This window comes from Pseudomonas sp. KCJK9016, from assembly GCF_046231795.1.
Taxonomy (GTDB): Bacteria; Pseudomonadota; Gammaproteobacteria; order Pseudomonadales; family Pseudomonadaceae; genus Aquipseudomonas; species Aquipseudomonas bananamidigenes.
This window is the reverse complement of record NZ_JBJJMM010000040.1, coordinates 13893-35321: the sequence shown is the minus strand read 5'-3', so window position 1 is coordinate 35321 and position 21429 is coordinate 13893. Positions and strand designations below refer to the sequence as shown.

General features: G+C 60.4%; 19 protein-coding genes. 12 read left to right on the top strand and 7 right to left on the bottom strand.

From position 1 onward, the window contains the following. Positions 1-112: 112 nt before the first annotated feature. Positions 113-991: an acyl-CoA dehydrogenase gene (locus ACK6BI_RS26265; RefSeq protein ID WP_409319396.1), complete on the bottom strand. Its 879-nt coding sequence runs from the start codon at positions 989-991 to the stop codon at positions 113-115. A 153-nt stretch (positions 992-1144) separates the two neighbouring features. On the opposite strand from ACK6BI_RS26265, the gene olsB reads away from it, so the two are divergent. Beyond that, positions 1145-1900, top strand: coding sequence for an L-ornithine N(alpha)-acyltransferase (gene olsB, locus ACK6BI_RS26260; protein ID WP_065257587.1), 756 nt, complete (start codon positions 1145-1147; stop codon positions 1898-1900). After that, a complete protein-coding gene (locus tag ACK6BI_RS26255; RefSeq protein WP_409319395.1) occupies positions 1900-2694 on the top strand; it encodes a lysophospholipid acyltransferase family protein in 795 nt (264 codons plus the stop codon). Before olsB ends, ACK6BI_RS26255 begins: the two co-directional genes overlap by 1 nt. 14 nt (positions 2695-2708) lie before the next feature. Here the strand turns inward: ACK6BI_RS26255 and ACK6BI_RS26250 are convergent, their stop codons facing one another. Continuing rightward, a complete protein-coding gene (locus ACK6BI_RS26250; RefSeq protein ID WP_409319393.1) occupies positions 2709-3281 on the bottom strand; it encodes an ACP phosphodiesterase in 573 nt (190 codons plus the stop codon). A 171-nt stretch (positions 3282-3452) separates the two neighbouring features. Here ACK6BI_RS26250 and ACK6BI_RS26245 point away from each other — a divergent pair, with 171 nt between their 5' ends. From ACK6BI_RS26245 to ACK6BI_RS26235, 3 genes are read left to right on the top strand one after another with little or no spacing between them, the layout of a single operon-like run. Next, entirely contained in the window at positions 3453-3755 is a 303-nt protein-coding gene (locus ACK6BI_RS26245) for a helix-turn-helix transcriptional regulator (protein ID WP_065257584.1), read from the top strand. Between the two features lie 33 nt (positions 3756-3788). Beyond that, positions 3789-4952: an MFS transporter gene (locus ACK6BI_RS26240; RefSeq protein WP_260522511.1), complete on the top strand. Its 1164-nt coding sequence runs from the start codon at positions 3789-3791 to the stop codon at positions 4950-4952. A gap of 32 nt (positions 4953-4984) precedes the next feature. After that, positions 4985-6034 (top strand): alkene reductase, encoded by a 1050-nt coding sequence (locus ACK6BI_RS26235; RefSeq protein WP_409319392.1) that lies wholly within the window; start codon positions 4985-4987, stop codon positions 6032-6034. 249 nt (positions 6035-6283) lie between these two features. On the opposite strand, the gene emhR is transcribed toward ACK6BI_RS26235, so the two are convergent. Beyond that, positions 6284-6916, bottom strand: coding sequence for an efflux system transcriptional repressor EmhR (gene emhR, locus ACK6BI_RS26230; protein ID WP_065257581.1), 633 nt, complete (start codon positions 6914-6916; stop codon positions 6284-6286). 266 nt (positions 6917-7182) lie between these two features. Between emhR and emhA the strand changes: the two genes are divergently transcribed. Genes emhA through emhC form a run of 3 tightly spaced genes read left to right on the top strand, consistent with a single transcriptional unit; the run spans position 7183 to position 12947 of the window. Further along, positions 7183-8337: an efflux RND transporter periplasmic adaptor subunit EmhA gene (gene emhA, locus ACK6BI_RS26225; protein ID WP_409319391.1), complete on the top strand. Its 1155-nt coding sequence runs from the start codon at positions 7183-7185 to the stop codon at positions 8335-8337. A 3-nt stretch (positions 8338-8340) separates the two neighbouring features. Then, complete coding sequence (emhB, locus tag ACK6BI_RS26220; RefSeq protein ID WP_409319390.1) at positions 8341-11490, top strand: efflux RND transporter permease subunit EmhB; 3150 nt, start codon at positions 8341-8343, stop codon at positions 11488-11490. Then, on the top strand, positions 11487-12947 hold the full coding sequence (emhC, locus tag ACK6BI_RS26215) for an efflux RND transporter outer membrane subunit EmhC (RefSeq protein ID WP_409319389.1): 1461 nt from the start codon (positions 11487-11489) through the stop codon (positions 12945-12947). The genes emhB and emhC overlap by 4 nt, the downstream gene beginning before the upstream one ends. Positions 12948-13009: 62 nt before the next feature. Here emhC and ACK6BI_RS26210 read toward each other — a convergent pair whose 3' ends face one another. From ACK6BI_RS26210 to ACK6BI_RS26195, 4 genes are all read right to left on the bottom strand, one after another. Beyond that, positions 13010-14959, bottom strand: a complete 1950-nt coding sequence (locus ACK6BI_RS26210) for a DUF692 family multinuclear iron-containing protein (protein WP_409319388.1) — start codon at positions 14957-14959, stop codon at positions 13010-13012. Between the two features lie 14 nt (positions 14960-14973). Continuing rightward, a complete protein-coding gene (locus ACK6BI_RS26205; RefSeq protein ID WP_409319387.1) occupies positions 14974-15837 on the bottom strand; it encodes an aKG-HExxH-type peptide beta-hydroxylase in 864 nt (287 codons plus the stop codon). A 312-nt stretch (positions 15838-16149) separates the two neighbouring features. Then, positions 16150-16626 carry a GNAT family N-acetyltransferase gene (locus ACK6BI_RS26200; protein WP_409319386.1) on the bottom strand — a complete coding sequence of 159 codons (477 nt, stop codon included), beginning with the start codon at positions 16624-16626 and terminating at the stop codon, positions 16150-16152. A gap of 98 nt (positions 16627-16724) precedes the next feature. Beyond that, a complete protein-coding gene (locus ACK6BI_RS26195; RefSeq protein ID WP_409319384.1) occupies positions 16725-16985 on the bottom strand; it encodes an Os1348 family RiPP precursor in 261 nt (86 codons plus the stop codon). Positions 16986-17564: 579 nt separating this feature from the next. On the opposite strand from ACK6BI_RS26195, the gene ACK6BI_RS26190 reads away from it, so the two are divergent. The 4 genes from ACK6BI_RS26190 (at position 17565) to ACK6BI_RS26175 (ending at position 21423) form a co-directional block, all read left to right on the top strand. Continuing rightward, positions 17565-18824 carry an OprD family porin gene (locus ACK6BI_RS26190; RefSeq protein WP_409319383.1) on the top strand — a complete coding sequence of 420 codons (1260 nt, stop codon included), beginning with the start codon at positions 17565-17567 and terminating at the stop codon, positions 18822-18824. A 185-nt stretch (positions 18825-19009) separates the two neighbouring features. After that, a complete protein-coding gene (locus tag ACK6BI_RS26185) occupies positions 19010-20200 on the top strand; it encodes an NAD(P)/FAD-dependent oxidoreductase (RefSeq protein ID WP_409319382.1) in 1191 nt (396 codons plus the stop codon). A 26-nt stretch (positions 20201-20226) separates the two neighbouring features. Continuing rightward, entirely contained in the window at positions 20227-20583 is a 357-nt protein-coding gene (locus ACK6BI_RS26180; RefSeq protein ID WP_409319380.1) for a DUF1641 domain-containing protein, read from the top strand. Between the two features lie 21 nt (positions 20584-20604). Further along, entirely contained in the window at positions 20605-21423 is an 819-nt protein-coding gene (locus tag ACK6BI_RS26175; protein ID WP_409319379.1) for a methyltransferase domain-containing protein, read from the top strand. Positions 21424-21429: the final 6 nt, after the last annotated feature.

Sequence of the window (21429 nt, the reverse complement as noted above, 5' to 3'; positions counted from 1 at the left end):
TGTGGTGTTTTTGAGGGCGCCTTCGCGAGCAGGCTCGCTCCCACATTTGATCGAGTTCCTCCAATTGGAATGCGTTCGAATGTGGGGGCGAGCCTGCTCGCGAAGGGGTCATTCAATTCACCGCCAACGCCTTGGCCAGCCGTTTGGCCCGAGCCCCCGCCGCCAACTGCATCAACGCCTGATCGCGCTGCCACATCGCCGCCCAATCCGGACGGCTGTCGCGCAACGCCTGTTCGACTTCCGGCTTGAGCCCGTCGAACTGCGCAAACAACCCGCCGAGCAACACATGCCCCGCCGGATTGTTCGGCGGCTGGCGACTGACCTCCGCGCAACCGGCCAACAGCGCCAGCAAGCGCAATTGCAGCGGCTGCGGCCAGCCACTGTCCTGACCGACGCCATATAGCCACGCAGTCATGGCGCTCAGCACATAGACATCTTCAAGGGTACGGAAGGGTTTGACGTAGGCGTCCCAACCGTCTCCGGCGAGCAACTCGCACAGGGCGTCGTCGAGGTGCAGACGACCATGGCTGATGTCCGGCATCAACGGCAGCGCCGGGAGTTTTTCCACACGCACGCCGGACTCGCCGGGGTACACCACCGCCAGACTCAGACGCGGTGATTCGCCGGGTTGCTCACTGCGCGCGGCGATCAGCAGCCAGTCCGCCGCATCGCCGGCGGTGACGAAATCCTTTTGCCCGGTGAGGCGCAGATCCGTGAGGCGGGTCTGCATGTCCGCCGGACGCAGGCTGCGCTGTTCGGTCGCACACAAGGCGCCCAGGCTCGGCGGTGCGCTCGGCCAGAGCATGCGCAACGCCGCCTGATAACCCACCAGAAACGCCAGCCCCGGCGTCGCCATCCGCCGCCCTCCCGCCACCGCCAGTTCGAACGGCGTGACGCTGCCCAGCTGATGCAGCAGCGTGGCGAAACCCTCCGCCAGATCGGCAACGGCGGGCAGGCGTTCGCGACATTCAAGCAGGTTCGACCAGGTCATCAGAGGCTCCTTGTGGGCTGTCATATAAGCATCACCAAACATTCATGGCGATGACACCGGGGCTACATAGCCTGACTTTGCACAACACAGCTGCATAAAGAAAGTCGATCGGCTGTAACCCACGACGGGTTAAAGGCCCGTACGGAGATTCAAATGACTCAGATCGCCCGCATCAGCGACACCGGCAATGAACGCCGCCTGCAAGCCGAACGCCTGATCGGCGCCGAAGCCTTGCAGCAAGCCCAGGCCTTGCGTTTCAACGTGTTCAGCGGCGAGTTCAACGCCAAGCTGAAAGGCGCGGAACTGGGTCTGGACATGGATGACTATGATGTTCACTGCAGCCACATCGGCGTGCGTGACCTGAACACCGGCCGCCTGGTGGCGACCACCCGTTTGCTCGATCACACCGCCGCCAGCAGCCTGGGCCGGTTCTACAGCGAAGAAGAATTCAGCCTGCATGGCCTCGCCGGTCTTCAGGGGCCGATCCTGGAAATCGGTCGCACCTGTGTCGACCCGGCCTACCGCAACGGCGGCACCATCGCCGTGCTCTGGGGCGAACTGGCCGAGGTGCTGAACCAGGGCGGCTACAGCTACCTGATGGGTTGCGCGAGCATCCCGATGCAGGACGGTGGCGTACAGGCGCACGCGATCATGCAGCGTCTGCGCGAGCGTTATCTGTGCACCGAACACTTGCGCGCCGAACCGAAGAATCCGCTGCCCGCACTGGATATTCCTTCCAACGTGATCGCCGAAATGCCGCCGTTGCTCAAGGCCTACATGCGCCTCGGGGCGAAGATCTGTGGCGAGCCGTGCTGGGACGAAGATTTCCAGGTCGCCGACGTGTTCATCCTGCTCAAGCGCGACGAGCTCTGCCCGCGCTATGCCAGGCACTTCAAGGCGGCCGTGTGATGAGCCGGCTGCGAGTGTACGCGCGAATCGCGCGGGTGCTGCTGGTGGTGACGCTGGGCTTGAGCATGGCCAGTGTCTTCGGGGTTTTCGAACGCCTGGGGCTGGCCCATTCGATGCAGCGCCGGCAGCGTTGGTCGCGGTTTTTCATGGCGCGCCTGAGCAATGCCCTGCCCTTTCGCGTGACCGTCCACGGTGAGCTGCCGAAGCAGCCGATGCTGTGGGTCAGCAACCACGTTTCATGGACTGACATTCCATTGCTCGGCATGCTGACGCCGCTGTCGTTTCTGTCCAAGGCCGAAGTACGTACCTGGCCGGTGGCCGGTTGGCTGGCGGCGAAGGCCGGCAGCCTGTTCATCCGTCGTGGTTCGGGCGACAGCCAGTTGATCCGCAAACAGATGACCCGTCACCTGCAAACCGATCATGCGCTGCTGATGTTCCCGGAAGGCACCACCACCGACGGTCGTTCGCTGCGCACCTTTCATGGTCGTCTGCTGTCGGCGGCGATTGATTCCGAAGTGATGTTGCAACCGGTGGCGATCCGTTATCTGCGCAATGGCGAGATCGATACGCTGGCACCGTTCATTGGTGACGATGATCTGCTGTCGCACCTGATGCGCCTGTTCAGCAACGATTGTGGCGAGGTGGACATTCACCTGCTCAAGCCGATTGCCTGTCAGGGTCGGGAGCGCGCGGCGCTGGCATATGAAGCCCAGCAAGCGGTGCAGAAAGCGTTGTTCGGCGAGGTGGCCAAACCGACCGAACCACGCCGCGCAGGCGAATTGATTGCGGCCTGATCAACCACATCTGCCTACAGCTGCCGGCCTGCGAAGTCCTGCAGCTGTGGGTAGAACAAGCGAAAATCATCACTGAGCGGTTCATACAACCGCCGCAATTCCTGCATCGCCCCCGCCAGTTCTTCAGGTTTGCTCAGTCGCCGGGAAATTCCGCGCAGCACCTGCTCCAGCACTTCGAACTCCTGATACGAACCCAACCAGTCATTGGCCACCATGTGCGGCGCGATCTTCGCCAGGCGCTCGGGCAATTGCCGCTCGCTGGACAGCACGCGGTAAACATCGGTGGTGAACTGCCCCAGCGGCCGGTCGGCGTACAGCGCCCAGTCCCGGGCCAGGCAATGGTCGAAGAACACATCGAGGACGATGCCGGCGTAGCGGCGGCGGGTCGAGGTGAACCGCGCCAGTGAAGCGTCCACCAACGGATGACGGTCAGTGAAAACATCGATCTGACGATGCAGGGCAATCGCCGCTTCGATCTCCGGGTCAAACTGGCCTTGCAGCCGCCCTTTGACGAAATCGCCATACAGACTGCCGAGCAATTGACCGGGACGCTGGCCACCAAGGTGCAAATGTGCGAGATAGTTCATGGGCGCAGCTTAGCACCGCGCCCACGTTTGTTTACACCTTACATATCGTTATAACCCGATATACCGATTTACGCGGTCGTCAGATCGAATTCATATTGGTATATCGCGAAATACCGATTTAAAGTTCGCCTCATCGCGATATAACGCTACATACATCACGAGCAACCAGCCATGAACATTGACCTCGACGAAATAATAAAAGCCCTGGCACACCCAGTACGGCGAGACATCCTCAACTGGCTGAAAGACCCGAAAGCCGAGTTTCCGGAACAGATCCACAACCACGAGTACGGCATCTGTGCCGGGCAGATCGACCAACGCTGCGGTCTGTCGCAATCGACCGTTTCCGCCCACCTGGCCACCCTGCAACGGGCCGGGCTGATCAGCAGTCAGAAAGCCGGCCAGTGGCACTTTTTCAAACGCAACGAGGACGTGATCCAGGCGTTCCTCAGCACCCTCAGCAAAGAGCTCTGACCCTTAACGTCAGCCAGCCAAAAGGAACAAACGATGCCCCTCTCACTATTGATACTCGCCTTGAGCGCCTTCGCCATCGGCACCACCGAGTTCGTCATCATGGGCCTGCTGCCCAATGTGGCGACCGATCTCGGTGTGTCGATCCCCGGTGCCGGCTGGCTGGTGACCGGTTATGCCTTGGGCGTGGCGATCGGTGCACCATTCATGGCGATGGCCACTGCGCGATTGCCGCGCAAGGCTGCACTGGTCGCGTTGATGGGCATTTTCATTATCGGCAACCTGCTCTGCGCCATCGCCACTGACTACAACGTACTGATGTTTGCCCGAGTGATCACCGCCCTCTGTCACGGCGCGTTCTTCGGCATCGGCTCGGTGGTTGCCGCCAACCTGGTGGCGCCGAACAAACGCGCGTCTGCCGTGGCGCTGATGTTCACCGGCCTGACCCTGGCCAACGTGCTGGGCGTACCGCTGGGCACCGCCCTCGGCCAGGAAGCCGGCTGGCGTTCGACCTTCTGGGCAGTGACCGTGATCGGCGTGATCGCGCTGCTCGGCCTGATCCGCTTTTTGCCGGCCAAGCGTGACGAGGAAAAACTCGACATGCGCGCCGAACTGGCCGCGCTCAAGGGCGCCGGGATCTGGTTGTCCCTGAGCATGACTGCGCTGTTCGCCGCCTCGGTGTTCACCCTCTTCACCTACGTCGCACCGCTGTTGGGTGATGTCACCGGTGTCTCGCCCCGTGGCGTGACCTGGACTCTGATGCTGATCGGCCTGGGCCTGACCGTCGGCAATATCATCGGCGGCAAACTGGCCGACAAAGGTCTGGCGGCGACGCTGATCGGCGTGTTCATCGCCATGGCCGTGACCTCCACCGTTCTGACCTGGACCAGCATCGCGCTGATCCCCACCGAAATCACCCTGTTCCTCTGGGCCACCGCGTGTTTCGCCGCCGTGCCGGCCCTGCAGGTCAACGTCGTGACCTACGGCCAGGCCGCCCCGAACCTGGTGTCGACCCTGAACATCGGCGCCTTCAACGTCGGCAACGCTCTGGGTGCCTGGGTCGGCGGCAGCGTCATCGCCCACGGCTACGGCCTGACCAGCGTGCCTCTCGCCGCTGCCGCGCTGGCGGTCCTGGCCCTGCTGGTGACTCTGATCACATTCCGCCAGAACGGTAACCCCGAGCTGGCCACCGCTAACTGATTCACTCACTGACTTCACGAGGGTTGTATCTCATGGCAACAATTTTCGATCCGATCAAGCTGGGCGATCTCGAGCTGTCCAACCGCATCATCATGGCGCCGCTGACCCGCTGCCGCGCCGACGAAGGCCGCGTACCGAACGCGCTGATGGCCGAATATTACGTGCAGCGTGCTTCCGCCGGGCTGATCCTCAGCGAAGCCACTTCCGTCACCCCGATGGGCGTCGGCTACCCGGACACCCCGGGCATCTGGTCCAACGATCAGGTGCGTGGCTGGACCAACGTGACCAAGGCGGTTCACGCCGCCGGAGGCAAGATCGTCCTGCAACTGTGGCACGTCGGGCGGATTTCCCACCCGTCGTACCTGAACGGCGAAACCCCGGTCGCCCCAAGCGCCATCCAGCCGAAAGGTCACGTCAGCCTAGTTCGCCCACTGGCCGACTACCCGACCCCGCGTGCGCTGGAAACCGCTGAAATCGCCGACATCGTCGACGCCTACCGCGTCGGTGCGGAAAACGCCAAGGCCGCCGGTTTCGACGGCGTGGAAATCCACGGCGCCAACGGTTACCTGCTCGACCAGTTCCTGCAAAGCAGCACCAACCAGCGCACCGACCACTACGGTGGCTCCCTGGAAAACCGTGCCCGCCTGTTGCTGGAAGTGACTGACGCGGCGATCGAAGTCTGGGGCGCCGGCCGTGTCGGCGTACACCTGGCACCACGCGCCGACTCCCATGACATGGGCGACGACAACCTGGCCGAAACCTTCACTTACGTCGCCCGCGAACTGGGCAAGCGTGGCATCGCTTTCATCTGCTCCCGCGAGAAAGAAGGCGCAGACAGCCTCGGCCCGCAGCTGAAAGAAGCCTTCGGCGGCGCGTACATTGCCAACGAGCGCTTCACCAAGGACAGCGCCAATGCCTGGCTGGCTGAGGGCAAGGCCGACGCGGTGGCATTCGGCATCCCGTTCATTGCCAACCCGGACCTGCCGGCCCGCTTGAAGGCCGATGCCCCTCTCAACGATGCTCGCCCTGAACTGTTCTACGGCAAGGGCCCGGTCGGATACATCGACTACCCAACGCTGTAAGCCACTGCGCCGAAACGCAAAAAGCCCCGACTCGCCAGAGCCGGGGCTTTTTCATGGGGCGCTGATCAGGTTGGGCGCTGACATCTGCTCACAAACATAAAACAAAATCCCTACAAAATACGTAGTTCGCTACGTATCAACTCGATTCGATGAGGTATATAAAAGCAGTCCGTTGCAGCAAGGCGAACGAACAGGGATCTTCTTTCGCCTGCTTGATTGATCCAACCTGATCCGATTTTGCATTTTGTTTCATTTGCGCAGGCCGGGACTCCAGCGCAGCATATCCAGCCCTGTATCGACCCAGCGCTCGGCTTCGGCGTACAGCTCGAAGCTGTCCGGGGCCAGCAGCCACTGATACAGGATGCCATCGATAAAGGCGTGAATGCTGATGGCAGCACGGGCGGTGTCGAGGTCCGCCGGGAGTTGCCCACGATTGACCGCGTTACTCAGTGTCAGCGCGATCCGCACATTGCAATCGAGGCTGGCAGTCCGGCGCTGTTGGCGCAAGTCGCACATTTCATCGGTGAACTCGCACTTATGAAACAGAATTTCGTTGATACGCCGAGTCTTCGGATCCAGCGCAACCTGCTGAAACAAATGAATCAGCAACTGACGCATGCAGCCCAGCGGATCCAGCTCGTCCTCGCTTTCGCTGGCCTTGGCCAACTCGTCCAGCGGCTCACGCAGCGTCTCGAGCATCGCCTGCAACAGATCCGCCTTGTTGCTGAAGTGCCAGTAGATGGCACCACGGGTCACACCGGCCAGGCTCGCAATGTCGGAGAGCGTCGTGCGGGCCACGCCCCTTTCGAAGAAAGCTTTCTCGGCGGCTTCCAGAATCTGGCTTCGCGTTTCCTGAGCTTCCTCTTTGGTACGACGAACCATGGCAGTAAAACCTCAAACAGAATGGTTCAGGGATGACTGAGTATCCGCTGAATAAAAAGGGGTGGATCTCTCGCGAATCACTTCCCCGGCCTACAATTTCAGACCTTGCCACGACTTTTGTAACCGGTTGGGTACGCAGCCAAGGTGTTTACAAACAACCATGAACGTAAGTATATTCCTTAGCAAGCTACTTATCCACCCGGCACCCATTTTTTACCCTTCCACATTTCTTGTGCGCTTTTCGCGCGCCTGACCCGAGGATCTTCATGCAATTCAAGCCAGCTGTTACCGCTCTGGTCACTGCCGTCGCCCTGGCATCGCTGCTCAGCGGATGTAAAAAGGAAGAGGCGGCTCCCGCCGCACCACCTCCTCAGGTCGGCGTCGTCACCCTGCAACCACAAGCCTTTACCCTGACGTCGGAACTTCCGGGCCGCACCAGTGCGTTCCGCATCGCTGAAGTCCGCCCGCAGGTCAACGGCATCATTCTCAAGCGTCTGTTCAAGGAAGGCGGCGATGTCAAAGCCGGCCAGCAGCTGTATCAGATCGATCCATCGGTCTATGAAGCGACCCTGAAAAGCGCCGAAGCCAACCTGCGTTCGACCAAATCGATCTCCGACCGCTACAAGCAACTGGTCGATGAGCAGGCCGTGAGCCGTCAGGAATACGACACGGCCGTGTCCAACCGCCTGCAATCGGAAGCTTCGCTGCAGAGCGCGCAGATCAACGTGCGTTACACCAAGGTCTACGCGCCGATCTCCGGTCGTATCGGCCGTTCTTCGGTCACCGAAGGTGCGCTGGTCAGCAACGGTCAGGCAGATGCGATGGCGACCATCCAGCAACTGGACCCGATCTACGTCGACGTGACGCAGTCCTCGGTCGAACTGCTGGAGCTGCGCCGCGAGCTGGAAAGCGGGCGTCTGCAGAAGGCCGGTGACAACGCCGCCGCGGTCAAGCTGACCCTCGAAGACGGCAGCCAGTACAAGCTCGACGGTAAGCTGGAATTCTCCGAAGTGTCGGTCGACCCGACCACCGGTTCCGTGACCCTGCGGGCCGTGTTCCCGAACCCGGATCACACCCTGCTGCCTGGCATGTTCGTGCGCGCCCAGTTGCAGGCCGGTGTCAACGCCGCTGCCATTCTGGCACCGCAACAAGGCGTGACCCGTGATCTCAAGGGCACCCCGACCGCATTGGTGGTGGGTGCGGACAACAAGGTCGAACTGCGTCAGCTCAAGGCCAGCCGCACCGTCGGCAGCCAGTGGCTGATCGAAGACGGCCTGAAAGCTGGCGATCGCCTGATCACCGAAGGACTGCAGTTCGTGCGTCCGGGTGTCCAGGTCAATCCGACCGAAGCGACCAACGTCGCCAAGAACCCGGCACCCGCCAAGGCAGCTGACAAGGCCTACGGCGGCAAAGGGGAGTAACTCATGTCGAAATTTTTTATCGACCGTCCGATTTTCGCCTGGGTAATTGCCCTGGTGATCATGCTGGTCGGGGCTCTATCGATCCTCAAGTTGCCGATCAACCAGTACCCGAGCATTGCGCCACCGGCCATTGCGATTTCCGTGACCTATCCGGGTGCTTCGGCACAGACGGTCCAGGACACCGTGGTGCAGGTCATCGAGCAGCAGCTCAACGGTATCGACAACCTGCGTTATGTGTCGTCGGAAAGTAACTCCGACGGCAGCATGACCATCACCGCGACCTTCGAGCAAGGCACCAACTCCGACACCGCGCAGGTCCAGGTCCAGAACAAGCTGAACCTGGCCACCCCGCTGTTGCCGCAGGAAGTGCAGCAACAGGGTATCCGTGTGACCAAGGCAGTGAAGAACTTCCTGCTGGTGATCGGCGTGGTATCGCGTGACGGCAGCATGAGCAAGGACGACCTGTCCAACTACATCGTGTCGAACATGCAGGACCCGATCTCCCGGACCGCTGGTGTCGGTGACTTCCAGGTCTTCGGTGCCCAGTACGCGATGCGTATCTGGCTCGATCCGGCCAAGCTGAACAAGTACAACCTGACCCCGGCCGATGTCAGCGCAGCGATCTCGGCGCAGAACGTCCAGGTGTCTTCCGGTCAGCTCGGCGGTCTGCCTGCACTGCCTGGCCAGCAACTGAACGCCACGATCATCGGCAAGACCCGTCTGCAGACGGCCGAGCAGTTCAAGGCAATTCTGCTGAAGGTCAACCAGGATGGCTCGCAAGTGCGTATCGGCGATGTCGCCGACGTCGGTCTGGGCGGTGAGAACTCCAGTATCTCGGCGCAGTTCAACGGCAAGCCGGCCTCCGGTCTGGCGGTGAAACTGGCCAACGGCGCCAACGCTCTCGACACCGCCAAGGCCCTGCGCAAGACGATTGACGACCTCAAGCCGTTCTTCCCGCAAGGCATGGAAGTGGTGTTCCCGTACGACACCACCCCGGTGGTGACCGAGTCGATCAAGGGTGTGGTCGAAACCCTGGTCGAGGCGATCGTACTGGTGTTCCTGGTGATGTTCCTGTTCCTGCAGAACTTCCGCGCCACCGTCATCACCACGATGACCGTGCCGGTGGTATTGCTCGGCACGTTCGGCATCCTCGCTGCCGCCGGTTTCAGCATCAACACCCTGACCATGTTCGGTATGGTATTGGCCATCGGCTTGCTGGTGGACGACGCCATCGTCGTGGTGGAAAACGTCGAGCGGGTGATGGCCGAAGAAGGCCTGTCACCGAAGGAAGCGACCAAGAAGTCCATGGGCCAGATCCAGGGCGCACTGGTCGGTATCGCCCTCGTCCTGTCGGCGGTACTGCTGCCGATGGCGTTCTTCAGCGGTTCCACCGGTGTGATCTACCGTCAGTTCTCGATCACCATCGTCTCGGCCATGGCCCTGTCGGTGATGGTGGCGCTGATCTTCACCCCGGCGCTGTGCGCCACCATGCTCAAGGCAATTCCGAAAGGCGAGCACGGCACGCCGAAACGCGGTTTCTTCGGCTGGTTCAACCGCAACTTCGACCGCAGCGTACGCAGCTACGAGCGGGGTGTCGGCAACATTCTGCAGCGCAAGGCACCTTATCTGCTGGCCTACCTGCTGATCGTGGTCGGCATGATCTGGCTGTTCACCCGCATTCCGACGGCGTTCCTGCCGGAAGAAGACCAGGGTGTACTGTTCGCCCAGGTGCAGACCCCGGCCGGCTCCAGTGCCGAGCGCACCCAGGTGGTGATCGACAATATGCGCTCCTACCTGCTGGACAAAGAGGCCGGTGCGGTTGCCTCGGTGTTCACCGTGAACGGCTTCAACTTCGCCGGTCGCGGCCAGAGCTCCGGTCTGGCGTTCATCATGCTCAAGCCGTGGCACGAGCGTGACGCGAGCAACAGCGTGTTCGCCCTGGCGCAACGTGCCCAGCAGCACTTCTTCAGTTTCCGCGACGCGATGGTGTTTGCCTTCGCTCCGCCGGCCGTACTGGAGCTGGGTAACGCCACCGGTTTCGACGTGTTCCTGCAGGACCGCGCCGGTATCGGTCACGAAAAACTGATGGAGGCGCGCAACCAGTTCCTCGGCATGGCCGCGCAGAGCAAGGTGCTCTACCAGGTGCGTCCGAACGGTCTGAACGACGAGCCGCAATACCACCTGGAAATCGATGACGAGAAGGCCCGCGCCCTGGGCTTGAGCCTGTCCGACATCAACAGCACCCTGTCGATTTCCTTCGGCAGTAGCTACGTCAACGACTTCATCGACCGCGGTCGGGTGAAGAAGGTGTACGTGCAAGGTCAGGCCGGTGCGCGCATGAGCCCTGAAGACCTCAAGAAGTGGTACGTGCGCAACAGCGCCGGCACCATGGTTCCGTTCTCCGCGTTCGCCAAGGGCGAGTGGATCTACGGTTCGCCGAAACTGGCGCGCTACAACGGTGTAGAAGCGATGGAGATCCTCGGTTCTCCGGCGCCGGGTTACTCCACCGGTGAAGCGATGGCCGAAGTCGAAGCCATTGCCAAGAAACTGCCGCCGGGTGTGGGTATTTCCTGGACCGGTCTGTCCTACGAGGAACGTCTGTCCGGCTCGCAAGCGCCAGCGCTGTACGCTTTGTCGCTGCTGATGGTGTTCCTGTGTCTGGCAGCGCTGTATGAAAGCTGGTCGATTCCGATCGCGGTCATGCTCGTGGTACCACTGGGGATCATCGGTGCATTGATGGCTACCAGCCTGCGCGGTCTGTCGAACGACGTGTACTTCCAGGTGGGCCTGTTGACGACCATCGGTCTGGCGGCTAAAAACGCCATTCTGATCGTCGAATTCGCCAAGGAACTGCACGAGCATGGGCGCAGTCTGCGTGATGCGGCGATCGAAGCCTGCCGCATGCGTCTGCGACCGATCATCATGACCTCGCTGGCTTTCATTCTCGGTGTAGTACCGTTGGCTATCTCCACCGGTGCCGGTTCGGGCAGTCAGCACGCGATCGGTACGGGCGTGATTGGCGGTATGCTCACGGCCACGATCCTGGCGATTTTCTGGGTCCCACTGTTCTTCGTCACTGTGTCGTCCATGGGCCAGCGCAAAATTGCCGGCGAGGATGACACCATCGAAACTCCTAAAGAGGCTGGCCAATGAGCAAGTCGCTACTCTCCATCGCAATCGCCGCCTTCGTGCTGAGCGGCTGCTCGCTGATACCGGATTATCAGCGGCCTGAAGCACCGGTGGCCGCGCAATTCCCGCAGGGTCCGGCGTATTCGTCGGCCCAGGCACCGGCGCAGGCCGCTGCCGAGCAGGGCTGGAAGCAGTTTTTCCATGACCCTGCCCTGCAACAGCTGATCCAGGTTGCCCTGGAAAACAACCGCGACCTGCGGGTCGCGGCGCTGAACATCGACGCCTATGCCGCTCAGTACCGCATCCAGCGTGCCGATCTGTTCCCGGCGGTTTCCGCCAATGCCAGCGGCAGCCGTCAGCGGGTACCGGCCCGTGCATCGCAGACCGGTGAAGCGACCATCAACAGCTCCTACACCGCCACCGTCGGCATCAGCGCCTACGAACTCGACCTGTTCGGTCGGGTTCGCAGCCTGAGCGAGCAAGCGCTGCAACAATACTTCGCCACCGAAGAAGCGCGCCGCAGCACCCAGATCAGCCTGGTGGCCAGTGTGGCCAACGCCTACCTGACCTGGCAGGCCGACAAGGAGCTGCTGAAGCTGACTCAGGAGACCCTCGGTGCCTTCGAGGAAAGCTACAAGCTGACCAGTCGCAGCAACGAAGTGGGTGTAGCTTCGGCTCTGGACCTGGCGCAGTCGCGTACCTCGGTGGAAAACGCCCGTGCCCAACTGGCGCGTTACACCCGCCAGGTGGCCCAGGACGAAAACAGCCTGACCCTGCTGCTGGGCACCGGCGTGCCGGCCAACCTGCAAGCGGCCAGACCGCTGTCGGATGACCTGCTCAGCGACGTTCCAGCCGGTCTGCCGTCGGATCTGCTGCAACGCCGTCCGGACATCCTTCAGGCCGAATACAACCTGAAGGCGGCCAACGCCAACATCGGCGCGGCCCGTGCCGCGTTCTTCCCGAGCATCAGCCTGACCGCCAATGCGGGCAGCCTGAGCCCGGACCTGTCCGGTCTGTTCAAGGGTGGCTCGGGCACGTGGCTGTTCCAGCCGCAGATCAACCTGCCGATCTTCAACGCCGGCAGCCTGCGTGCCAGCCTCGACTACGCCAAGATCCAGAAGGACATCGGCGTGGCGAACTACGAGAAGTCCATTCAAACGGCCTTCCAGGAAGTTGCCGACGGTCTGGCCGCCCGCCAGACCTACACCGAGCAGTTGCAGGCCCAGCGTGATTTCGTCGCGGCGAACCAGGACTACTACCGTCTGGCCGAGCGTCGCTATCGCATCGGCGTCGACAGCAACCTGACCTTCCTCGATGCCCAGCGTCAGCTGTTCAGCGCCCAACAGGCCCTGATCACCGACCGCCTTGCGCAACTGACCAGTGCGGTCAACCTGTACAAGGCCCTGGGTGGCGGCTGGAATGCGCAGACCGCGCAGAACGAGCCGCTGAAAGAAGAAGCGCCGAAGATGAAACTGTTCTGATCGTGTCGCGATAAACAAAGAGCCCACCCTTCGGTGGGCTTTTTGTTGTCTGCGCAACGCCTTCAGCCGCCGACACCGTTGAGCAGAAACACCGGTTCTTCCAGATAGTCGAGTCCCAGACGGTTTTCGAACATTTCATCGCGCAATGCCGCCGTGGTGAAGCATCCGAGATTCAGCCCCGTGGCCACCAGGGAAAACGTCTGGCTCAAATGCCCGGCATCCATCAGCGCCACCCGCAGCGCGCGGCTGAATTCGTATTTCCAGGCCAGCCGCTCGACCCGCGCGGTAGACACAAATACCGCTGCCGCATCTTTCACCCAGGGTTGCCCGCCACAGGCCTCGCCTATCCAGCTCCGAGGGTCCTCCCGCGACAGCAATTCCAGGCCATGCCGGCGCACCGAGTAGTGATAGAGCCCCCGCTCGAAACCCTGAACATTCATCAGCACCGCATACACCTCGGTGACTTGCAGCGAGCCACCGGAAGGCGAGGTCCTCTTCAGGAAAAAGTCGCCCATGCCGTTCGGTTCCATGGCCGTCACGCCCCAGGTGTAATAGAGCAGCAGAGACAGCTGCGTCGGGGTCAACGGCTTGTCGCTGAACGCCCGGGACGTACGCCGGGCACAGAGTGTATCGAGCAGCGTTGCTTCGGCGATGGTCTCACCGGGCACCAGCAACGGGTTTTCCAGCGCAATGAAGGGATGCGAGTGATAGTCCTTGAAGGAGGAAGGCTGACGCTGCTGCGAAGCTTTCTTCTCAAGTTCGGCCTCGAGTTCGACGACACTGACATAAGGCGTCTGCAGGCCGGTGCGGGTACTGAGGTAGAACTCCAGCGCCGCTTCCCAGCGAGACCAGAGCTGCATCGGTTGTCTGTGAACCCGATCGCGCCGGGGCGTGACGGATTGCACGATTCCCTGGTTGACCAGCGTGTGCAGGAACGCCAGATTGTTGCCCTGCCCGGGCCCCTGCAGAATTTCCGGCAGCATCAAGGCACTCTCCAGCGTGTTCGGAACCATGAAGTGGTTCAACAACGGCAGCAGGGTCAGGCAAAACTCCAGGCTCAGCCCCGACTGCCGGTCTCGCAGGACGAAGGATGACGATCCGACACTGATCCATACGCTGCCCCTGAGTCTGAGCAACGCACGGGGTTCGAGGGCCGGAGCCTCCGGTTCGGAGGGTGAGTCGCGGCCCTGCCAGAACAGCACCCTGGGCTTGAGGCGCTTGATGTCGCGAATCAGGCACTGCAGTTGCGCGTCGTTGTCCCTGTCGGCGATATCCCACTCCAGCGTCACCGCCCGCACGGGAGACAGCGCAAACAACTGCGTCAGCAGATCCCAGTCCCGGCGCGGATGACCGGTGTGGACTTCAATCAGGCGGTCCAGCGGCAACGAACGCAGATAATCGTTGAGGTCATATCCCTGAGCCTTTGCGGTAGCGATGGCGCTGTCCAGATCCAGCAGAAACCCCGCACCGCTGCGCTGCACCACGCTGGAAATGAACTCGCCTTCCGACTGTTGCGCCGCATCCGCCAGTGAAAACAGGCGCGGAGCATTCTCCAGCACCAGCGGCGTCGCGGTCAGTGCTTGCAGCTCAAGGGCGTTGGCGACCACCGTATCGGCCACTTCCGCAGCCAGGGTCGGCAAAATGAAGTGCTGGGTGTCGCCGCCATGAAACCGCGACCAGGAAATGTGCTCCGCCAGCCAGGGGGAGCGGGTTCTGTCGCACAGCCGTCGGGTCATCTGCAGAAACTCGCGATCCATCGCGATACCCACACTGCCCAGCGACAGGCTGGAGGAATGCAGCAGGCTGGGCGTCTGCTCCCCGACCTCGAGCAAACGCGGTTCGAGAATACTGTGGGTCGGCTGAAACTCCAGGTAATCGAAATACGGCAGACCTTCGGCGAGGATTCGTTCGAGGGCCGGATCGGCGGCATGATCGGCAACCCGGTAACGGGGCAAGTGGTACTCCAGCCCTACCCCGGCCTCGGGATATCGCGAAGCATCGAACATCGTCATGTTTGCCTCCCGGCTCAGGCCGTTGCGCCCAATACCGGCGGCGTCGTGGTCAATGTCGGTGAGGCGGCCAGCCGCCCGGCATATTTGCTCTCCATGGCCCGGACTTCGGCGGCCAGGTTGTCCAGCAACTGGCGCCCGTGGGGTGTGAAGTCCTCACTGGCTTGAAGGTCCGGCAAGGCGCGGATCAGTCCTCGCAGAATGAACAGCAAACGGTTCTGTGCCCGCTGCAACTCCTCGGCGGAACGCGATCGCACCCGTTCCATGTACTTGACCAGCGCGATGTACACGTAAAACGCATGAAAGTAGCCATACAGATCACGCTTCTGCCCCGACCACGGCAAACTGAATGACGGCTCCTGCGAGGCATCAGGGTCGACCACGGCGGACACTTCGACGATGTGATAGAGCAACTGGTGAGTCGCCTCATGCACCAGGGATTCTTCAAGATCAAGGATCGATTCGTCCCGGCCTGCCAGGAGAATGACGCCGGTGTAGCGCGAAGCCGAACAACTGCGGAAAGCACCGTCCGGCAGGAAACAGATGGATTTGATCAGAGTCTTCATCTGTTCACGGCAGGCCGGCCAGGTGTGTTCGATCCGCAACAGGGCAATTTTCACCACGTCGGCAAAGAAGCGGCTGGAAAATCCGCCACGCTCCAGGCGTTTGCGTGTCGCTTCGTCTTCCGGGAACTCGTAGCTGGGTGGAGTGGCCTGCATGATCAGAGGATCGGCATCGAACCGGTAGACCGGCGGATCGCTCTGAACGGCAACCGAGGTGTTGCGCTCCTTGACCCTGTCGAGCATGTCGGAGAATTCCAGCAATGCCTTTTCAAGTTCCACCGTATTCTCTGACTTGCCGACCAGATAATGATTGGTCAACCGAAAAGCCTGTCCCGCCCATATCTGAAAAACCGGATCATTGATAATCGAAGACTGCTCACGAGGCGGCAACAATACAAGTTCCACTGCTCGCTCGAAGAATGCCGACAATCGCGAATCTTCGCCAAGCAGCTTGAACAGCTCGGCATATAAAACCATGAATACAGTGAAACGATTGCGACTGACATGCTCAAGTAATAACTCAAACCTGGAATACCGTGCATCTGCAAGAAACGTATTCGCTTTAAACAAGTCATCAACCGTCGAATCAAGTTCGCCGTGGTTTCCAATATCCATTTTTCAACCATCCTTTCAGTCAGGCGGTAATGGTTTCGCCATGGTCAGACTGGCGATTTCATAGCCCAGTTTTTCATAAAGACCACGGGCCGGCAGGTTGCGGCCAAACACATGCAGACGCATTTCCTGGCATCCGTTGCGGCGAGCCCAGTTTTCGGCAGCCAGCATGGCTCGACGGGCATGACCCTGACGGCGTTCACCAGGTTCGATATAGATGTCCAGAATGAAGGCAATCGGTTTGCTGCCGACGTGCCGCCGGGCAATCCACAATTCGCCGAAGCGCCGCTGATTGTCCCGGAGCACCCAGAGCTGATGGCCTTCGGTGAGCCGTCCCTGGTCCAGCAACTGTGCGAAAGCCGTGGCGGAACGATGTGGTGCCTCTGCCTGACTCCACTCTCCCGAAGCGACCATGCCTTGAGCGTACTCCTCGACCGCCCTTTCGGTGAATGCCGCAAATTCCGTGTCGTCCATGGGAACCAAGGTGACAGACATACAGCGCTCCCTCCCTGTTCGAGTGTGTACAGGCGGGCCATTTGGCGTGTGACAGAAGCGGATCGCTGCTCCGTGACACGCCAAACGGCCCCCGGGCATCAATCCATCCGTGCCTGAACCTGCTGTTGCTGGTCAAAGATCGCAGCGGCTCCCAGTTTGTCGCGAATACCCGCCCCGGCAGTGCCCAGCTTTGTCACATCAATACTCTTGACGGCGCCCAGTTCGGATGCGCTCAAATGCACACCAATGCCCTTGGCCGCGCCTTCAGCATCCTTGTGCAACTGTTCCGCAAAGTCCTTATCAATAAGGGCACGACCGACTACCGTCGCGAGACGTTCCTGATTAACTTTTGCAGGCATGTTATCTCTCCTTGTTATCAATAATTAATCTCTCGAAAGTGACAATCAGCCTCCCTGCCCCCTTCGAGAATCTTGAATATAGCAATGCCCCTTTCCTTTGCCAGTTACTACACAGTATCCGGTTAAATCTTTTCACGATAAGCGATAACGCCAATTATCAAGTTGAACCCGCGATTAATTGCCCGGCCTTTATTGCAATAACTTCTGTAGTTTATCTCCTACAACCAAAGAAATAATTACATCCACAGTTGCCATTATTGGAACGCCACCGAAACAGCCCATTAACACGAAGCACAAGTACGGGTTTTCATTAAGAATGTGTACCTGGCGAGAAATAAAATCATCGTCGATTAGCGTTCGATAATCGCACACTACCCCGCTCACCCCGATTGAATCCCCTCGCCGATCCCCCTCACCATTGCCAACAACAAAACCAATAAAAAGGCTCCCCCCATGACGACACGTCCTCACCGCTCGGGCTGATCCGCCCTTCTTTTCCTCACATCCCGTTTCTTGTCTGCAACCTCAGGTTGCGGCCACGCACTGCTGCACCCCGAACAATAAGAGAGACCCGAGCCCATGACCCATTGCAAAACCCCTTGCGCACTTCGCGGCCTGATCGTCCTGGCACTGACCAGCGCCGCTTTACCCGCCGTAGCCGAAGAGGCCGGTTTCATCGACGGCGCCAAGGCCAGCCTCAACCTGCGCAATTTCTACATCAACCGCAACTTCACCAACCCGACCAAGGCCCAGGGCATGGCGCAGGAATGGACGCAGAGTTTCATCCTCGACGCCAAATCCGGTTTCACCCAGGGCATCGTCGGTTTCGGCATGGACGTTTTGGGTTTGTACTCGGTGAAACTCGATGGCGGCAAAGGCACCGGCGGCACGCAACTGTTGCCGCTGGATCATGACGGTCGCCCGGCGGATAACTTCGGCCGCACCAACGTGGCGTTCAAGGCCAGGCTGTCGCAGACCGAAATCAAGGTCGGCGAATGGATGCCGGTGCTGCCGATCCTGCGCTCGGACGACGGCCGCTCGCTGCCACAGACCTTTCGCGGCGGGCAAATCACTTCGAAGGAAATCGATGGCCTGACCCTGTACGGCGGCCAGTTCCGCGCCAACAGCCCGCGCGACGACAGCAGCATGAGTGACCTGTCGATGTTCGGTAAACCGGCGTTCACGTCAGACCGCTTCAACTTCCAGGGCGGTGAATTCGCATTCAATGACAAACGCACGCAGATCGGCCTGTGGAACGCCGAGCTCAAGGACATCTACAGCCAGCAGTACGTCAATCTGATCCACAGCCAGCCACTCGGCGGCTGGACCCTGGGCGCCAACCTCGGCTTCTTCTACGGCAGGGATGACGGCAGCGCCCAGGCCGGCAAGCTCGACAACAAGACCTGGTCGGGAATGTTCTCCGCGCGATACGGCGGCAACACTTTTTACGTCGGCCTGCAAAAACTCACTGGCGACAGCAACTGGATGCGGGTCAACGGTACCAGCGGCGGAACCCTGGCCAACGACAGCTACAACTCAAGCTATGACAACGCTCGGGAACGCTCCTGGCAGATTCGCCACGATTACAACTTCGTCGTCCTCGGCCTCCCCGGCCTGACGCTGATGAACCGCTACATCAGCGGCGACAACGTGCACACCGGCAGCATCACCGACGGCAAGGAATGGGGCCGCGAATCGGAGCTGGGCTATACCGTGCAAAGCGGCGTGCTCAAGGACCTGAACGTACGGTGGCGCAACTCGACCCTGCGTCGGGACTACAGCAATAACGAGTTTGACGAGAACCGGGTAATCGTCAGCTATCCGGTCAACCTGCTGTGAAGCTGACAACGGCGCTCCTTGCGGGCGCCGTTGTGACCGCTGGTCATTTCGATCTGGCAGGTTGCCAAGGCGAAGATACAGTTAACCAGTGCGTCTGAACTCTCCAGCCCGAAGCAGGAGCCCTTTTCTCTTCCGTTATCCCCGGATGCTGTACGCGAAGCACACCTTGGCCACGGAGGTCAGGTATGAGCAAGCGAATAGTTATCGTCGGTGGCGGCGTAGGTGGAACCATGCTGGCCAATCAACTGGCCGGCAAGCTGTATCCCGAAATCCTGCGCAGCGAAGTCTCGATCAAGCTGTTGTCGGATTCCCCCGATCATTACTACAAACCTGCGTTCATGTACGTAGCGTTCAACTCGTTCTTCAAGGAAGAACTCAAACGCCCGGAACGCTCGTTGTTGCGACCTGAAATCGACTTTCAGGTTGAAAAGGTCACATGGTTCGACTTCAAAAACCAACGCCTCAAGACCCGTAGCGGCAAATGCCTTGACTACGACTTTCTGGTCATCGCCACCGGATGCGTGCCCGCACCGGAACGCATCGAAGGCTTGAAGGAAGCCGGCGATCATTTCTATCAATACGATCCGGCGCGCCAACTGGCACAGCGTCTGAGCACGATTGAAAACGGCCGGATTTTCATCACCGTGTCGTTCCCACATACACCCAACGTGCCGCATCAATGCGGAATTGCGCCGGTAGAGACGACATTGATGGTGGATGATCTGCTACGTCGACGGGGTGTGCGCGACAAAGTGGAAATCATCTACACCTACCCCGGCACCGCCCAGTTGTTGCGCAACTGTCTATTCCTGCAACGACCGACCGGAGAGATTCTCCCCGGTATTTTCGACAAGCTGGGCATCAAGTATCAGCGCAGCTTCACCCTGAGCAGGGTCGATCCGGACGCGAAAATCGCTTACTCCGAGGAAGGCCAGGAACAACCATTCGACATCCTGATGGCGACCCCTCCGATCCGTGCCGTTGATGCCGTGCTGGAATCCGGAATCTCTCGGGCACCGAATAACGAAGGCTGGTTACCGACCAATCACGAAACGCTGCAGGTCTATGGCCTGGACAGGGTCTACGTGATCGGCGATGCCGTTGACCTGCCCGTGAGCAAGGCTGGAGGCGCCTGTCATAACCAGGCGCCAGTGATCGCCAACAATATCGCCGCCGAAATCCGTCTGGGGCACCCCGTCAGTGCCTATGACGGTCGCGTTCAGGCCGTCGCGCAAATGGGCCTGCAAGCCGGAATGCCGCTTTGGTACGACTACAGCCGTGACGTACTGCCGACGCCACCGACCAAACTCGGCGGCCTGCTGCGCAACGGCTTCAATCGCGGTCTGTACTGGGCGGTGGCCCGTGGAATGCTTTGACCCTGCACAGGGAGGAGTGATTGCTGATGAACACGTCAGAAGAACTGTCGGCCACACCCGGCTACACCGCCCTTATGGCCAGGTTGCAACCATTAATTGAGGGCGGACGGCTGGACAACATTGTCGACCTGCTTTCCCTGCTGTCGGATCTGGTCGATCTGCTGGATGAGGCCATGGTGGAAAAACTGGCCCTGCTTTTCGAACAGGCGGCGGCCTCCAGCTGGGCAGCGACCAATACCCTGCGTCTGGCCAGGGCCGAAACCGTGGCGCAAGCCAAACCGCCAAGCCTGTATACCCTGCTCAAACTGTTGAACGATCGCGATACGCGCAAAGGTTTGGCCGTTGTCCTGAAAACGCTCAACGTCATCGGAAGACAACTGTAATTCGCCAGAGAGGATCACCTCATGCACGTAAAACCCGAAACGCGGGGATTGCCCTGCACTGTGTGGGACGCCAGGGCCTACCAGCAGTTTTCCCGTCTCAGGCAACAGCCGGTCGATGAATTGCTCGGTCGTGTCGACCTGGATAATCCTCAACGCATCTACGACCTTGGTTGCGGCACCGGAATTGCCACGCAGGTTCTGGCAGATCGCTGGCCCCGGGCAGATATCAAGGGCATCGACAGTTCGCAAGACATGCTTCAGGTCGCCCGCTGTCTGCCGATCAAGGCGCGCTGGCAACACGCCGAGCTGCAACACTGGAAACCCCGCAAGCCAGCGGACCTGTTGTTCGCCGCTGCCGTGCTGCATTTCATCGATGACCATCAAACGCTGTTGCCGGGATTGCTTCGCCACCTCAACCCCGGCGGATGCCTGGCCGCGCACATGCCCGACTGGCGCGATGCGCTTTGGTATCGCCTGATGCTCGATACCCTCGAGGATGCCGGCGCCGGTGGCAAACCGCTGGGCAGCGCGCAATTGCGCCAGCGCATGGCGGCCCGGCCGTTGTTATCGCTGGAGGATTACTATCGCTTGCTCGCGCCACTGACCCGGTCGCTGGAGATCTGGGAAACCGAGCAGTTGCAGGTGGTCGACGGCAAGTCGCCGGTTTATGACTGGGTGAAAGTATCGGCACTGCGGCCGGTGATGCAGGGGCTGACGCCAGAGGAACAGGCGCGCTTCATCTATCACTATCTGAGGCGGGTGCATGCGCATTATCCGCAGGAGGACAATGGGCATACCTTGTTTCCGTTCAAGCGGATATTCATTGTCGCCAAGGTGTGAAGCTCA

Bases quoted from the DNA above. Each gene is read 5' to 3' on its own strand.
- ACK6BI_RS26240 (WP_260522511.1), top strand. From the start codon at position 3,789: ATGCCCCTCTCACTATTGATACTCGCCTTGAGCGCCTTCGCCATCGGC.
- ACK6BI_RS26210 (WP_409319388.1), bottom strand. From the start codon at position 14,959: ATGACGATGTTCGATGCTTCGCGATATCCCGAGGCCGGGGTAGGGCTG.
- ACK6BI_RS26200 (WP_409319386.1), bottom strand. From the start codon at position 16,626: ATGTCTGTCACCTTGGTTCCCATGGACGACACGGAATTTGCGGCATTC.
- ACK6BI_RS26195 (WP_409319384.1), bottom strand. From the start codon at position 16,985: ATGCCTGCAAAAGTTAATCAGGAACGTCTCGCGACGGTAGTCGGTCGT.
- ACK6BI_RS26185 (WP_409319382.1), top strand. From the start codon at position 19,010: ATGAGCAAGCGAATAGTTATCGTCGGTGGCGGCGTAGGTGGAACCATG.
- ACK6BI_RS26180 (WP_409319380.1), top strand. From the start codon at position 20,227: ATGAACACGTCAGAAGAACTGTCGGCCACACCCGGCTACACCGCCCTT.
- emhR (WP_065257581.1), bottom strand. From the start codon at position 6,916: ATGGTTCGTCGTACCAAAGAGGAAGCTCAGGAAACGCGAAGCCAGATT.
- ACK6BI_RS26265 (WP_409319396.1), bottom strand. From the start codon at position 991: ATGACCTGGTCGAACCTGCTTGAATGTCGCGAACGCCTGCCCGCCGTT.
- ACK6BI_RS26175 (WP_409319379.1), top strand. From the start codon at position 20,605: ATGCACGTAAAACCCGAAACGCGGGGATTGCCCTGCACTGTGTGGGAC.
- ACK6BI_RS26235 (WP_409319392.1), top strand. From the start codon at position 4,985: ATGGCAACAATTTTCGATCCGATCAAGCTGGGCGATCTCGAGCTGTCC.
- emhA (WP_409319391.1), top strand. From the start codon at position 7,183: ATGCAATTCAAGCCAGCTGTTACCGCTCTGGTCACTGCCGTCGCCCTG.
- emhC (WP_409319389.1), top strand. From the start codon at position 11,487: ATGAGCAAGTCGCTACTCTCCATCGCAATCGCCGCCTTCGTGCTGAGC.
- ACK6BI_RS26255 (WP_409319395.1), top strand. From the start codon at position 1,900: ATGAGCCGGCTGCGAGTGTACGCGCGAATCGCGCGGGTGCTGCTGGTG.
- ACK6BI_RS26250 (WP_409319393.1), bottom strand. From the start codon at position 3,281: ATGAACTATCTCGCACATTTGCACCTTGGTGGCCAGCGTCCCGGTCAA.
- ACK6BI_RS26245 (WP_065257584.1), top strand. From the start codon at position 3,453: ATGAACATTGACCTCGACGAAATAATAAAAGCCCTGGCACACCCAGTA.
- ACK6BI_RS26190 (WP_409319383.1), top strand. From the start codon at position 17,565: ATGACCCATTGCAAAACCCCTTGCGCACTTCGCGGCCTGATCGTCCTG.
- olsB (WP_065257587.1), top strand. From the start codon at position 1,145: ATGACTCAGATCGCCCGCATCAGCGACACCGGCAATGAACGCCGCCTG.
- emhB (WP_409319390.1), top strand. From the start codon at position 8,341: ATGTCGAAATTTTTTATCGACCGTCCGATTTTCGCCTGGGTAATTGCC.